The sequence below is a fragment of the Affinundibacterium flavidum genome (genome assembly GCF_014284175.1).
Classification (GTDB): domain Bacteria; phylum Pseudomonadota; class Gammaproteobacteria; order Burkholderiales; family Burkholderiaceae_D; genus Undibacterium; species Undibacterium flavidum.
Genome location: NZ_JACOGA010000017.1, coordinates 25,380 through 40,537, shown reverse-complemented (window position 1 = coordinate 40,537; position 15,158 = coordinate 25,380). Strand labels below are relative to the sequence as shown.

At 44.4% G+C, this 15,158-nt stretch carries 13 protein-coding genes; 11 read left to right on the top strand and 2 right to left on the bottom strand.

Annotation, left to right across the window (positions count from 1 at the left end):
• Positions 1-37 precede the first annotated feature (37 nt).
• The 10 genes from pilM (at position 38) to H8K55_RS16875 (ending at position 10,406) form a co-directional block, all read left to right on the top strand.
• Positions 38-988, top strand: coding sequence for a type IV pilus biogenesis protein PilM (gene pilM, locus H8K55_RS16920; RefSeq protein ID WP_186943244.1), 951 nt, complete (start codon positions 38-40; stop codon positions 986-988).
• Entirely contained in the window at positions 985-1,665 is a 681-nt protein-coding gene (locus tag H8K55_RS16915; RefSeq protein ID WP_186943243.1) for a PilN domain-containing protein, read from the top strand. Before pilM ends, H8K55_RS16915 begins: the two co-directional genes overlap by 4 nt.
• On the top strand, positions 1,662-2,435 hold the full coding sequence (locus tag H8K55_RS16910) for a hypothetical protein (RefSeq protein ID WP_186943242.1): 774 nt from the start codon (positions 1,662-1,664) through the stop codon (positions 2,433-2,435). Before H8K55_RS16915 ends, H8K55_RS16910 begins: the two co-directional genes overlap by 4 nt.
• A complete protein-coding gene (locus H8K55_RS16905; protein WP_230408676.1) occupies positions 2,420-2,806 on the top strand; it encodes an MSHA biogenesis protein MshK in 387 nt (128 codons plus the stop codon). The genes H8K55_RS16910 and H8K55_RS16905 overlap by 16 nt, the downstream gene beginning before the upstream one ends.
• Before the next feature lie 151 nt (positions 2,807-2,957).
• Positions 2,958-4,697: a pilus (MSHA type) biogenesis protein MshL gene (gene mshL / locus H8K55_RS16900; protein ID WP_186943241.1), complete on the top strand. Its 1,740-nt coding sequence runs from the start codon at positions 2,958-2,960 to the stop codon at positions 4,695-4,697.
• Positions 4,698-4,752: 55 nt separating this feature from the next.
• Positions 4,753-5,673 (top strand): ExeA family protein, encoded by a 921-nt coding sequence (locus tag H8K55_RS16895; RefSeq protein WP_408057984.1) that lies wholly within the window; start codon positions 4,753-4,755, stop codon positions 5,671-5,673.
• Between the two features lie 34 nt (positions 5,674-5,707).
• Positions 5,708-6,991, top strand: coding sequence for a tetratricopeptide repeat protein (locus H8K55_RS16890; protein WP_186943240.1), 1,284 nt, complete (start codon positions 5,708-5,710; stop codon positions 6,989-6,991).
• Positions 6,992-7,207: 216 nt separating this feature from the next.
• Complete coding sequence (gene ylqF / locus H8K55_RS16885; protein WP_186943239.1) at positions 7,208-8,143, top strand: ribosome biogenesis GTPase YlqF; 936 nt, start codon at positions 7,208-7,210, stop codon at positions 8,141-8,143.
• 3 nt (positions 8,144-8,146) lie between these two features.
• On the top strand, positions 8,147-8,701 hold the full coding sequence (locus H8K55_RS16880) for a hypothetical protein (RefSeq protein ID WP_186943238.1): 555 nt from the start codon (positions 8,147-8,149) through the stop codon (positions 8,699-8,701).
• Between the two features lie 58 nt (positions 8,702-8,759).
• Complete coding sequence (locus H8K55_RS16875; protein WP_186943237.1) at positions 8,760-10,406, top strand: M28 family peptidase; 1,647 nt, start codon at positions 8,760-8,762, stop codon at positions 10,404-10,406.
• A gap of 153 nt (positions 10,407-10,559) precedes the next feature.
• On the opposite strand, the gene H8K55_RS16870 is transcribed toward H8K55_RS16875, so the two are convergent.
• A complete protein-coding gene (locus H8K55_RS16870) occupies positions 10,560-11,222 on the bottom strand; it encodes a GntR family transcriptional regulator (RefSeq protein ID WP_186943236.1) in 663 nt (220 codons plus the stop codon).
• A 1,330-nt stretch (positions 11,223-12,552) separates the two neighbouring features.
• Positions 12,553-13,521 (bottom strand): dihydrodipicolinate synthase family protein, encoded by a 969-nt coding sequence (locus H8K55_RS16865; RefSeq protein WP_186943235.1) that lies wholly within the window; start codon positions 13,519-13,521, stop codon positions 12,553-12,555.
• 727 nt (positions 13,522-14,248) lie between these two features.
• Between H8K55_RS16865 and H8K55_RS16860 the strand changes: the two genes are divergently transcribed.
• Complete coding sequence (locus H8K55_RS16860; protein ID WP_186943234.1) at positions 14,249-15,022, top strand: AraC family transcriptional regulator; 774 nt, start codon at positions 14,249-14,251, stop codon at positions 15,020-15,022.
• The last annotated feature ends 136 nt before the right edge of the window (positions 15,023-15,158 follow it).

Here is a 15,158-nt window from a genome sequence, read left to right as displayed (position 1 = left end):
TTAACGTCAAGCAATATTGCTGAATTGGATCGTGAGCATGGGATTATTCTCAAATAATAAAAAAAATGCCGAGTTAATGGCAATCCGTTTAGGTCACGATGGCCTGTATTCCGCATGTGTTCGACATGCTGCCGCGGGATTGCCAGTGTTAGATTTTTTATCTTTTTACCCTACCGCTAATCAGAGTTGGTCGACTTTGCTAGAACGACTCGCACGTGAAACACCCGCAAGGCAAAAAAAATGTTTGCTACAACTCAATCAAAATGAATATCAATGGTTCGCTATAGACACTTTGAATGTGCCTGATGACGAACTAAGAAATGCCATGCTTTGGCGCCTGAAAGAGCTGATTGATTACCCAATCGAGAACGCTAGTTTTGATCTACTGAAAGTGCCAGGCGATATTCACAACGGTGGGCGAAATCAATCTTTGATTGCGATCGTTGCAGCGAATCAAAATTTGATCAAGAATCAAAGTTTATTTGCGGCGGCAAAATTAGCCTTGAGCTTGATCGATGTTCCGGAAACTGCACAAAGAAATATTTCAGCACGCTTAGAAATCGAAGGGCGTGCTCTGGCGATGCTGTCATTTGACGCTCAAGGTGGTTTGTTGACAGTGACCTATGCAGGCGAGCTTTACTTATCGCGTCGACTTGACATTAATTCACAAGATCTGATGCAGCAATCAGCGACTGATCGAGTCGCTAGTTTTGAGCGTATTTCCCTTGAGTTGCAACGCTCCTTAGATCATTTTGATCGTCAACATAATTATGTGACGACGTCAAAATTGGTCTTGGCGCCTCTCGGTGATGCTGCTGAACCTTTGCGACAATATTTGTCGACCAATATGTATTTACCGGTTGAAATCTTGGATCTCGCAAATGTGCTTGATTTAGAAAAAATTCCAGAACTGAAAAATGCAGAACGTCAGCAAGCATTTTTCTCGGTGATCGGCGCTGCTTTGCGGCAGGATGCAGGTGCGCCATGAGTCAGCAGATTAATTTATTTAACCCCGCACTAATAAAGCAGAAGAGTTTTTTTTCAGCCTTGAATCTGCTGATAGGATTAGCACTAAGTGTGGTGATTGTCATTGCGGTTTTTGCTTACGTACGAACGCAAATGGCGCAAATAAAAAAAACAACTGACCAATCAGCATCGCAACTAACTGCGATGAACGAGCGGGTTAATAGTTTGAGAAATGGGCAAGTACCAAAGGTGAAAAGCCCAATTCTAGAGCAGGAATTAACAATGATAGAAGCGTCGTTGATGCGACGTCACCGGATCGCGCAGATTTTGCAAAACAGTGAATTTGGAAATACTGAAGGTTATTCTGCCTATCTGATCGCATTCGCACGCCAAATACCCGCGAATGTCTGGCTGACCGGATTTAGCTTGGAAGGTGCTGGATTTGATTTGGTTCTGCAAGGACGAACATTGCAAGCCGAGTCTGTGCCTTTGTATGTCACGCAATTAAAGCGTGAAAAAATTATGCAAGGTAAGACCTTTTCCATGATAGAAATGGATAGACCACTTTTGGCTTTACTCGATAGTATTAGTGGAGCCGATAACAAGAAAAAAACGGAATCTGCTCCTTACTTAGAGTTTCAACTTCATTCTTCCGAGCTAAAACAAAAAAATGAGCAAGCTGGAGTGAAAGCGCCATGAATAAACAATTGCAAAACCTGATGTTGAAAATCGACGCTTTGAGCGTACGTGAGCGAGGCATATTGTTTGCCTTGTGTACAGTAGGCGTGTTGTTGCTCGGCTTTATTTTGTTCATAGAACCGCAAATAAAATTACAGCAAATTGTAAAAAAACAGCATGAAAGTAATTTGGCACAGGTCAGTCTATTGCAAACAGAAATTGATCAGCTCAGTAAGGCCTTAAAAATCGATCCAGATATTGAATTGAAATTAAAAATCAACGAAGCTAAAGTGCGCTTGGTTTTGATGGACAAGGATTTATTGTCACTGAAAAAAAATCTGGTGCAACCTGAAAAAATGGACGGGCTTTTGCAAGAACTGTTGAAGCGCAATAGACGCTTGCAACTGACGTCGATGAAAAGTTTACCGGTGGTGAATCTACTTGAAATGTCGAATAAAGGGGCGGTTGATCTAGCGAGCGTTGTCGCCGCTATGGTAACGAATCCAACAGCGAATCCAGCAGCAAATCCGGGCGTCAATCAGACAACCCCAAAAGATAGCGCTGCGAATAATTCGCTCAATCAAGATGAACGTAGCATTTATAAACATGAAGTCGAGCTCGAGTTAGAAGGCAATTATCTTGATATGCTGGAGTACATCAAAGCGCTTGAAGCGATGCCTGAACGTGTTTATTGGAGTCGCAGCACCTTGAAAGTATTGGAATATCCGAAATCAAGTATGACTTTGCGTTTATTTACCTTGAGTCTGGAGAAAAAATGGCTCAATTTATAAAAACGCCAATTCGGTATGCATTGCTATGTCATGCACTTGTGATAGGTTTCGCCAGCGCGCTCATGCAATTGCCTGTTCATGCGCAAGATCTAAAAGATCCGACCCGACCACCAAATAGTTTGTCGCCGTCCCGAGAAGGCTTGCAGGAACCAAGTGATCCTGTCTTGCAATCCGTTCTAATTGCACCTAATCGAAAGTTAGCGATTATTGACGGACAGACCGTAAAATTGTATGCAAAATTTGGCGATCAAACTTTGGTAAGAATTACAGAAACGAGTGTTGTGTTGAAACGTGGTAGTCAACTGCAGACGCTTAACTTACATCCTGATTTTAGTAAAAAGTTGATCCAATCAACAGCACCATCAAAATAGGCAAGGTGAAAGACTAATATGGTGCAGATTGATTGCGCTAATTTGCGTTAAATTGCAGTTAGTTGTGTTAGTTGGTAATGTTACATAGCGCTCATTGGATAAACAAATACAAAGATATGATGAAATCAAGTTGGACCAAGAAGGTAGAAAAATGAAAAAAATCGGGCTATCAATCTTACTGCTAAGTGCCGTTGCGGGTTGTGCCATGCCGCCGTCCCGGCAGGAAACCTATGACTTGATTAAAAGTGAAATGAGCAAGGCTGCAGCAAGTACAGTGAAAGCTGCAGCTCCCGAAACCGTGTCGGCTTCTTTACTTCCACCGTTAAATGTAGATTTGCCGCCTGTGCGTAAACCGCTTGAAGAGCGATTTAATTTGAGCTTTAGTAATGCACCTGCGGCACAGTTTTTTATGGGTATCGTTGCAGGCACTCCTTACAATATGCTCGTGCATCCTGAAGTGTCTGGAAATATTTCAGCCAATTTGAAAGACGTCACTTTATTTGAAGCCTTGGACGCCATTCGAGAATTGTATGGTTATGAGTATAGAGTTGAAGGCACTCGGATTTATGTTAAACCATTGACCTTACAGACACGGGTTTTTCAAATCAATTATTTGGCGTCGACGCGCAAAGGGACGTCTGACATTCGTGTGACTTCAGGTTCGGTCGCCGATGTCGTCGTTCCGAGTAATGCTAACTCCGCAGGGGGGGCTGGTGCTCCACAAAATACACCCAATAATGGCGCAAGCGGTAATGCAGCGCAGGCTTCGACTTCTAGCAAGATAACTACCAGTTCTAATAATGACTTTTGGTCAGAGCTAAAAGCTTCCTTAGATATTCTGGCTGGTAGCGGGCAAGACGGCAAGCAAGTCGTGATCAATCCACAATCCGGCGTGGTGGTCGTGCGTGCGATGTCCGATGAAATTCGGAATATCGCAGCTTATTTGAAAGCCACGCAGATTTCGGTTGACCGTCAAGTGATACTTGAAGCGAAAATCTTAGAGGTCGAGCTCAATGATCAGTATCAAACAGGGATCAACTGGGCTTCGTTTGCTTCGCTGAAATCATCTCCGAATAGTGCTGGATCAATTGGTTTTGTTACCCCGGGAACGACTTTGAGTACCTCACGCCCAATTACGGAGGGTAACGGACTAAACGCAGTGGCGGGTCTTAGTCTGGGGGCAGGTGCACGTGCTGCTGGTTCTTTATTTGGATTGGCTTTTCAGACAGCGAATTTTTCCACACTCTTATCTTTCTTAGAGTCGCAGGGAAGTGTACACGTATTATCTAGCCCAAGAATTGCCACCTTGAATAATCAAAAAGCGGTCTTAAAGGTGGGCAAAGATGAGTTCTTTGTGACCAGCTTGAAAACCACACCGGGTGTTGTCACTAACGGCAATACTTCCATGCCGACGGTGAATATCGAAGTACAACCGTTTTTCTCTGGTGTGGCACTGGATGTGACGCCGCAAATTGATGAAAGCGGCAACATCGTTTTGCATGTACATCCATCAGTAAGTAAAGTGAGTACCATAGAAAAGACCGTGAATGCTGGTAGTGCAGGATTTATTGTCTTGCCGCTGGCTTCGAGTGTGGTTTCTGAAACCGATAGCATCGTGCGCGGTCAAAATGGTCGCATTGTCGCGATTGGTGGTTTGATGCGCCAATCCAATTCGGATGATCGTTCCCAAGTGCCTGGAGCGGGCGAAGTGCCATTGCTGGGTGGCCTATTTAGAAACACAAATCAGGTTTCGCAAAAACGCGAATTAGTCATCTTAATTCGACCAACCATTGTCGACGGTGATGCGGATTGGGAAAGAGATTTACTCGATAGTCAGAAGAGGATTGAAGATATGACTCCTCGTGGTCGTCTAGAAAAGAATACGCAGTGATTGTTTGGTATTTGCTCAATGATGTCTTGTTTCGCCTGCATCAGGAGCAAATCGCATGGTGAAAATGAATATGTATAAGTCTCATTTTGGTTTGCAAGAGACGCCATTTGGAATCACGCCCGACACAAGTTTTTTCTTTTCTTTTGGAAGCCACTTAAAGGCGCTAAATACCTTGTTGGTCGCAGCACAAAGCGGCGAAGGCTTTATAAAAATCACTGGTGAAGTTGGCACAGGCAAGACTTTGTTGTGTCGTCAGTTTCTTAAATTGCTCGGCGATGATTTCGTCTCTGCATATGTCCCCAATCCTTTTTTGGAGCCACGCACATTATTGCTGGTGTTGGCAGATGACTTGGGGATACCTCAAGAAAAGGACAGTGAGCAACATGAAGTGCTCAAGGCGATTAATTTACATCTGCTGAAATTGGCAAGGTCAGGTAAACGCGTTTTACTGTGTATTGATGAAGCACAGGCATTGCCCATCGAAACCTTAGAGGCAATTCGTTTATTGAGCAATCTAGAGACCGAAAAACGTAAGCTTTTACAGATAGTCTTATTTGGACAGCCTGAATTAGACCGCCGTTTAGCACGAAATGAAATCCGGCAATTAGCCCAACGTATCAGCTTCCATTACCGCCTGCGAGCACTAACTTGGGATGAAACCCATTTTTATATTCAACACCGATTGCGCGTTGCTGGCTATAGTGAAGTTCGCTTGTTTACTCGCACTGCAATTTTTATCTTGTGGATGGCTAGTGCGGGTGTGCCGCGGGTCTTAAATATCTTAGCAAACAAAGCGATGATGCTTAGCTATGGCGAGGGGCGTCGCAGTGTAGGTGCTTTGCAAGTGTTAGCTGCGATTCAGGATACGGAAGCGCTGCCCTTGTTTAAACGATTTGTACTGACTGCAAAAATCGCGAGCTTATTGCTTCTGACTAGCACGCTAGTGATCTTGGGTTTAAGTTGGAAAAACGGATAGTGGATACGATGGTAAGCATGATGGCGAGCAATCAATGAGTTTAATCAATCAAATGCTGCAAGATTTGGAAAAGCGCGGTGAGAATCAGGACTCACACGCTGCGGCACATTACGAACAATTTGGCAGTGTGATTGAGCAGTCAAAATTGCGTAAGACGTCATGGTGGTTGCTGATGTTCGTGAGCATTGTACTTGTTGCCGTAATTTTCTTTGTATTCAAAACCAGACTTCCTGTGACTGCCGCGGTAGCGACTCCAGAAAAACTACCGACGGTCAGCAAGGACGCATCACCACCAGTGAATTCGACAAAACCTGTCGATTCGATTACATCTGGAGTCAAGTCTGACCGTGCGCTTGACAATACGCCTGATACTGCACCCGCATTGCATGAATTAGGTTTAAGTTTGAAATTGAGTACACAAGTGAATGCGGCTGGTTTGAATGAATTGGCAGTGCGGATGGAACAGAGTGAGCAGAACGCTCGAGCTAGGGATAAGTCAGATATTTCCTTGCAACCAGAAATCAATAACAAACAAAATAAGGATGTTACGGGCACAGCGATACGAGATAAGCCTAAGTCTGAGAAATTGTCGGAGAAGGAATCCATTCCCACCAATATTGCAAACTCATCTGGCAACGTTAGCGTTGGCAAGAACACAGCGCTCGCCTCGCCCTCAGCAGTTGTAGCTACTGTCAACTCAGCTCCTGTCAATTCAGCATCTGTCACCATGATCAAAGAAGTCTCGACTCAGCAGCGTGCCGAGGGTGAATATCGTCAAGCGACGGTATATCAACAACAGGGGCGCGTGAATGAAGCATTATCCGTATTGGAGAGTGCACTGAAAGCAGACCCGCTACATGCACCAGCAAGGCAATTGTTGATCTCACTATTGCTGGAAAATAAGCGCTACGAAGAGGCAATTCGAGAGTTACGCCAAGGTCTGGTCGTAGAGCCTACACAACTAAATTTCTCTATGATATTGGCACGCTTATTGGTGGAACGGGCAAAGTTGCCCGACGCGATAGATGTGCTCCAGAAGAATATCAATCTGGCGCAAGACAGACCTGACTATCTGGCGTTTTTAGCGGCATTGCAGCAAAAGTCTGGCCATCATAAAGATGCAATTTCACTGTATCGGCAAGCTTTAAGAAACCATAGCCAAAATGGGGCATGGTGGATGGGCTTGGGAATTTCTTTGCAAGCCGAGGCGAATTCGCAAGAGGCAATTGAAGCCTATAAGCAGGCTAAACAACAGCCTGGTTTAAGTGCAGAACTCCATGCTTTTATTGATCAGAAAATTAGCCAATTACAAAAGTAAGTCGACAATGAGCGCATATTAATGAAATTGCATGAATAATTTGATGTAGGGAGCTTGACACTCAAATTGTTTAAGAATTGCTTAAATACTTGGTCAAATTACTGTTAAAACAGGAGAATTTGATGAAATTCGCTAAATTTTGCAAACTAATTCGATGTATTTGCCTGCAAGTCCGTAAAATAGCGCTTTAAGTTATTTCGCAAAAGAAGAAAAAGTATGTCTATACAATGGTTCCCGGGTCACATGAATGCGGCGCGCAAAAAAGCCGCCGAAACCATGGAAAATACCGACCTGGTCATCGAAGTTCTGGATGCCCGCATTCCCCAAGCAAGCTGCAATCCCATGGTCGAGCAGTTGCGCACCTTCCGCCAACGTCCTTGTTTGAAAATTTTGAATAAGAGCGATCTCGCCGATCCGCATGCAACTAAAGCCTGGTTGGAGTTCTACAACGCGCAAAAGGGCGTTAAAGCGGTCGCTATGAGCTGCAAAAAGCCAGCCGACGTTGCCAAAGTTCCTGGTTTTGCTTTAGAGATGGCACCGCATCGCGGTGTGCCAACCAAGCCATTGCGGATGATGATCATGGGGATTCCGAATGTAGGTAAATCGACCCTCATGAATGCCTTGTTAAAAAAACGGGTGGCGAATGTCGGTGATGAACCCGCGGTGACCAAAGTGCAGCAACGCTTGTATCTCGGCAAGAATATGATTTTGACCGATACACCAGGTATGTTGTGGCCGAAAATTCAGCATCCGACCGATGGTCTGATGTTAGCCGCCAGTCACGCGATTGGTGTAAATGCGTTGATCGAGGAAGAAGTTGCGACCTTTCTGGCCGAAATTTTGTTACAGCGTTATCCGCAATTTCTCACGACACGCTATGGATTAGCAACCGATGGTATCGATGCCGTCAGCGTGATCGAAGCGGTCGCCAAGAAACGTGCTTATCGTTTAAAAGGTGGCGATTGGGATTTCGAAAAAGCAGCTCACACGTTGTTACTCGATTATCGCAGTGGTGCGCTGGGCCGTGTCAGCTTGGAAACTCCGCAAAGTCGCGAACATTTATTGGCTACCTATGTACCGCCAGTTTTATTGGGGCAAGGGAAAAGCGTTGATACCGGCATGATGGAAGATGCTTTGGACGATGACGAGTAAATAATGGCTCAATTGGAAGCTAATCCTTGGTTGCGTTTTATCGCTAAGATTATTTTCAGTGCGGGCATATCTGTCGGTGCTTGGGTTTTTTTCGAGCGCCTCAATCGTGGTTACGGACCAGTTGGTTTATTATTAGTCAGCATGGTCTGGGTGCGTTTATTCCCGCGCGACATACTCAATTTATTTTCCTTCATCAAGCGATCTGCTTATCATTCTGCGGTCCATCATTGGCATGGTAAGTATTACAGCTTTGATGGTCGTCAGATTCGTTTTTATCTGATTGAACAAACCGTCTGGATACCCGTGGTAGATCTGGAGCGCGTTTTGGTGCCTAAAATCGTTAAGCATGAATTGCAATTTTTGGAAGAGCAGCATGGCAAAATTCCAGAACATTCGATGATCGGCGTCACAGAGGCAGGATTGCTCATGTTGCTCAAGACCCGCACTGAAGGCGGGCATACCAATTACAAGATGATACGGTTTAAGCGCTGGCTGCTAACGCAGGCTTTGGAGAACGTAAAACGCTTACCAAAATCTGCGATAAAAAATCTACGCTAAGAAATTTACGCTGAGAAATTTATTTCGTGAAATATGAAGTTTAAAAAGGATGTGCAGCATGCGTCGTTTGTTACTGGTTTTATGCGCTTTATTTTTTTGTCAAACGCAAGCACAAGGGCAAAACTCTTCGGCAAAGGAGCAGCACGCTCCACAGGTTAAAGAATCTGTCTTGCGTGCTCATTTGGCGTATCTTTCCGATGATTTATTAGAAGGGCGAGGAACCGGGCAGCGAGGCGGCGATCTGGCGGTCGAATATCTGGAAACGCAGGCGCAGTTAAGCGGCTTGCAACCTATGTTTCCCCAGCAAAAATTCCCCTATCGTCAGGCCGTGAAACTAGTAGGTTCGCAGACTTTGTTCAGCAGCCGTATACATTTTTCGATGTCGGGGCAAAACTTCTTGCCCAAGCTTGGTGATGAGATTTTGATTGGTAATTCGAACGGACAATCGGCACTTAATTTACAAGCACCTATGGTCTTTGTCGGCTATGGCGTACGCGCAGCCGAGGAAAATTGGGATGATTTTAAGGGGCAGGATTTACGTGGTAAGTTTTTGATTATGCTGGCGAATGATCCGCAACCAACTGCAGAAGAGCCGGATCGATTTGCAGGCAAAGCCATGACTTATTACGGGCGCTGGACCTACAAGTATGAAGAAGCCTTGCGTCAGGGCGCTGCTGGTGTTTTATTGCTGCATACGACGGAATCTGCATCGTATGGATGGAACGTGCCACAGACGAGCTTTAGCCATGAGCGATTTAGTTTGGCAGGTGCAGGAAATACCGTAGAAGGATGGTGGAAAGAAGACAGCGCCCGCGAATTTTTTAAGTTGGCAGGATACGATCTAAACGCTCTCAGGGCGGCTGCTGAACGACGCGATTTTCGACCGATAGCGATCAATGCGCAAGTGAATGTGACGATGCAAAGTCAAGTCAGGCAAGTTGAACAATTCAATGTCATCGGCGTGGTGCCTGGTACCGATCCACAACTCAAGCATCAAGCTTTGGTGTATTCCGCGCATTGGGATCATTTAGGCAAAGTGGAGGAAGTTGGTAAGCCTGTGCAGATCTGGAATGGCGCGATTGATAATGCCAGTGGAACAGCGGCGCTACTGGCAATGGCGCAGGAAGCAGTTAAACATCCTGCGAAACGTACGCAAATATTCTTATGGCCCGCGGCAGAAGAGCAATACTTGTTGGGCAGTCTCGCGTATGTCAAAACGCCACCGTGGCCTTTAGAAAATACCATTGCCGATCTGAATTTAGATAGTATGAATTTTGCTGGCAGGACCTTGGATATCGGCATCGCGGGCAGTGAGCGTAGTAGTCTATATGACACTGCGGTAACCGTGGCAAAAGACATGCATTTGAAGATCGCACCATCGGTATTGGATTTGGGCGGTGCCTATTTCCGAGCAGATCATTTCAATTTTGCCCGAGTTGGCGTGCCCGCATTTAATGTTGGTTCCGCTGTGTTTTCAGGCGATGGGCACTTTGATTATGAGCATAACCACGCGCAGTCAGCCGCGAAGATGAAACACTTCAAAGAGGACTACCATACACCACGAGATCGTTACGATCCTGAGTGGGATCTTGGTGGCATGCAGCAACAGGCACAATTTACTTTTGAACTCGGCTATCGTCTTGCGAATGCGAAGAGTATTCCGAAGTGGCGTGCTGGTGATCCCTATGGAAAACTGCGGCCTTGATGATCTGCAAGGTGCTTTGATAGCAGAAGTGCTATTGAGAAAATTTGCGAATGAAGTAAAAAAGCTGCACAAGAAATTCTTGTACAGCTTTTTTTGCACCTAGGTATTGATGTTAGTCTGGCGAATTTCGCGGACTTAGTCCTGAGCGCCGCGCTAGCCGTTGATGACTTTACGTGTGTAGGACTCAAGATAGTCCATCAGATTATCCGCCCCTGATGCTGCGGCTTCTTCGTTGCCATTTGCGATACCTTGGGCTAATAACATGTGGCAACGCGCAGCTTCGTGCATATCGCCTTCATGTTGATAGGCATACCAAAAGCGCCGGCATTTGATGATCAATGGAATGACGGCGGCGACTGCGGAAGGGTTGCGGCATGCTTCATGCACGACGTGATCGAGCGCTTGATCAGCTGCCATAAAGTCATCGAGCTTGCCGTGATTGGCGGCTTCAACCATCTTCTCTCCACAGGACAATATATCCTGACGCAGTTGTGGCGTAGCGCGGCGAGCTGCGCTACTGGCGATGAGTTTTTCGATGACACGACGGGTTTCAATTAAGGTGACGTGCTCAGCTGCTTCGATATCTTTTACGATTAAACCACGACGTGGTAATTGTACGATTAAGCCGTTAGAAGACATCCGCATCAAGGCTTCGCGCAAGGGCGTTCTGCCTAGTCCGGTGATCTCAATTAATTCTGATTCGACGATGGGCGCTCCGGGTTTGAGCTTCAAGGTCACGATCATGCTTTCTATCGCATCGTAAGCGATGTCAGCGGCACGCATTTTGGCAGGCGTTGAGACTTTAGTTGATTGCATACAATGATTGTTGTGAAATTTATCATTGGATTATAAGTTATTCGACCTGTTTTCCTCAATTTTCTTTTGATTTTTCGCCCTTTTTTCATACAAAAAAAGCGACACAAATTGAATTGTCGCGTTTTTGTTTGCAATTTCAAGCAAATTTAGATGTGAAATTGACACTAATGTCGTCAGTTCATGCAAATTAAGCGAGGTAGTGGTTTTTTACTTTGGAGTGGATCTGCTTCACTTGCCAACTTATTTGCGCTGACAAGAATTTGAAGGATGTGGAACTTAATGCATTTCAACAAATCGAGATGAATTAACAGGTGTAGATAATTACTTTTGCAATGCTCAAACGCTTAAACATTCAAACTCTCAAACACTCAAGCACTCAAGCACTCAAGCACTCAAGCACTCAAGCACTCAAGCACTCAAACACTCAAGCACTCAAGCACTCAAGCACTCAAGCACTCAAACACTCAAACACTCAAGCACTCAAACACTCAAACGCAGCAAGTAAGTTTCTGAGAAAATTTCTACGATGATTACAATCTTAGTTCTGAACTCAAGATGCCAATCAACGGCAATGAAACTGCCAGGAATTTCGCTCAAAAGTCGATAACACTATGATGTTCAGAGCAGGCCAATTTTCCATCGTCATCGGAATAAATTGTTGTCCCGGCCAAAATTTTTCGTATTTGCTTGCGCGATAGCGCCTTGCTTTCAAGTATCCCCATAATGAGTAATGATTCCAAGTTAAGCCTGAGACCGTAAAGCTGCTTTGTGTATGCGAAAAGCCAATGTGCGTAAGCGCTTTCTACATCTTTAGCTGCTCCTATTTCTGACAACTTAAATTATCGAAATTGCGCTAAAAGTGTAACAATCTACGCGAAAGCTTGCTTAGTCTACTCAAAGACGAACGACCCGATCGAAAATTCGACCGGGTCGTCAAGGCAAAACCAAAATGCAGTTCGGGCCTTACGAAAAATCCCTTATCTGAGCGGCATTACCGGATGACGGGCTATTTTTCCAAATATCAATATATTCAGCAAAGCCCACACAGATACTTACACCTGAGGGCCTTACAAATGCTTACTAGGAGCTATCTCTTTTTGAATATTTTAGGACTTACGCAAAACAGACGCCAGCGTTGTTGCAGTCCCTTGCAGGGCGCGATAGCACACGCATGTGCTATCTGTTTCGTGGGCAAGCAGCTTGCTGCTTGAATTCCCCACTACACCCTCGCCTTACAAGTGGTCGGTCTTCGGTGACGCGCCCCCGATTTAAGCATTCGAGGGTAGGCTCTAGCTAGCGCAATTTTGCGTAAGTCCTATATGTGCAAGGATCAGTCTGCCAAATCTAGAAGTTCCAGTCTTTCTTTTGCAAGAATATATCTTGCACGGACATCATCGATTTGCTGTTGAGTCAATTTCTTGCCATAGGTACGAAGTCCACCATCGGTATCATTATGATGAATTCCCATGGCAAGCTTAAGATATTCCAGAAGCAAAGGCTGAGCATCAAGATATGAAATGGAATTGAGAGCCTGAGAAATTTTGTTTGCCTCAGCCCATTCTCCTTTTAAGACATGCTCTTGCATAGTAATACTTGCTTTTGGAAAGATAGTACCTACACCCGTAATCCCACCACATGCTCCAGCAAGTCCTGCATGCACAGTGACGGAGTCAACACCTGCCAAAATTTTTAAATCTTTGTTCTCTAACATCAGCGTTTCAATAATTGAAACATCTAGAGTCGATATTTTAAGAGCAACTACTTCAGGTAACGCAGAAAGTCTTCTAAGAAGGTCTGTTGACAATGCATGATATCCGGCTGCATCAGGATTGTTATAAGGCATAATTGTTACGCCTACTTTTTTCGCAGTTGCTGCAGCAAGCGCATAGTACGCATACATGTCTTCATCAGAAGGAGTTGCCTTAGTTTTTGGCGGCATGACCATAACGGTATCAACCCCAGCCGTTGCGAGTCCATCAATGATTTTCGCAAGCTCTTCCTTCGTTTCTGCTGCAGCTCCACTGATCAAAGGGACATCGTATTCCTTAGCAACATCAGAAAGGGATTTAAGTAAAGCGAGACGCTGTTCGGGGCTCAGATAGCTATTTTCACCCAGGGTACCAGACGCGACAAGTCCACCAAATCTGCTTCCACCCTTACCATGAGCTTTTAAAACAGATTCGGCTTGCTTTTTTGTTACATCAAAGTCAATTTCAAGGGTGCCGGATTCTGACTCTTTTAGCCATGTAAACACGGCCGGCATAACCGTATATCGCCAATCTTTACTATTTGCTTCCATCATATTCCCTATTATTTAAAAACATTAAAATTGCACCAAACAAATCATAATAGTTAAACCACCTTCAGTAAAAAATGAATATATTTTATGCATACCGTGGATGTATTAACAAGCCTAAGCGAAATATTCGACCCAATCGCTAAAACGTAAGTGCTTGATTCAACTAGAATTGGAGTTCAACATTAAAAGAACCATGGCACCTAGTGTAATACTTCTCAAATATATTTACAATATATTTGATCGAATAGTTGTGTAAATTTTGTGAAAATAGCGCATTCGTAGATTAGCGAGTAGGTGTGTGTCTTAATTTGCAAACATGGGTAGACATAAGCTACACACATAAGCATATATAAGTCGTACAAATCAGAAGCCTTGAGCGCAATCTCCTGTCGCCAAAAGTTTTCGGTTTAGCCCAGATGAATGTAGGCAAATTGGAAAATCGAAATATCTCGACTGGTATTGTAAGCGTGAAGTAAGCGTGAACTTAACGAATATATTTGGATAGTCATTCTTGTGGGAACTACTGATACAAATAATCTCCAAAAAAACGTAAAAATTGTTTCAATTTATGCAAAGTGACATATTCAAGCGGATAAATTTAGGATAATATTTATTGAGAATAAAATAATTAATTGCGTTTATTGTATTTATTATTTACTACAAGCCGCTACACTTCATAACAACTCATAACAACTATTACGCGACTTTATTTATGCTACAGAATTCTATGCGAACCAAGCTCAGTTTGATCGATAACATTGGCAGGCAGCAACTGGCGGACGGCATCGCAGATATTTTCTTTGCTGAGCCCCTGTTCGATGCGATGCCAGATCTAGTGTTTTTTGTGAAAGATTTGCATGGGCGTTATGTCGTGGTAAATCAGACCTTGGTGAGTCGCTGCGGCTTGAAGGAAAAAGACCAATTGATCGGGCGTAGTGCGGAGGAGGTTTTTCCAGCTTCCTTGGCGACGAGTTACCAAGAACAAGATCAACTGGTATTGCAGCAAGGCTACGAAGTGAAAGATCAATTGGAATTGCACCTGTACCCCGACCGTGATCCCGGCTGGTGTTTGACGAATAAAATTCCTCTGTACGACAAGAATCGCAAAGTGATAGGTTTGAGCGGTACATCTCGCGATTTGGGTATGCCTGATCAGCGGCATCCCGTATATCATCGGATCGCAGCGGCGGTGCGTCATATCCACACGCATTTTGGTGAAACTGTCCCGATGATAGAGCTAGAACAAATTACGAATTTATCAGTGGCGCAGATCGAACGCTATTTTCAAAAAATCTTTTCACTGACGCCTAGACAATTCATGATCAAAGTCAAGCTCGATGCCGCGACCGGTATGCTGGCAGATAGCCAACGCAGCATCACTGATATTGCTGCGACCTGTGGCTATCAAGATCATAGTGCGTTTTCAAGGATGTTTAAGGCTACCGTTGGTATGACTCCGACTGAGTATCGTGAAGTTTTGTTGACCACCAATAAGGCTTAAGTTCTGTTGTATTTTGCCTTACTTTTCCACTAAGGATCCGCACAAGGGATCCGTCATAATGAATCTTCAGCATACAATTTAGCTGATTTTCTTCTTAGCATTTATTTCAAAAAAAAGGGAATTTATTCCCTTTTTT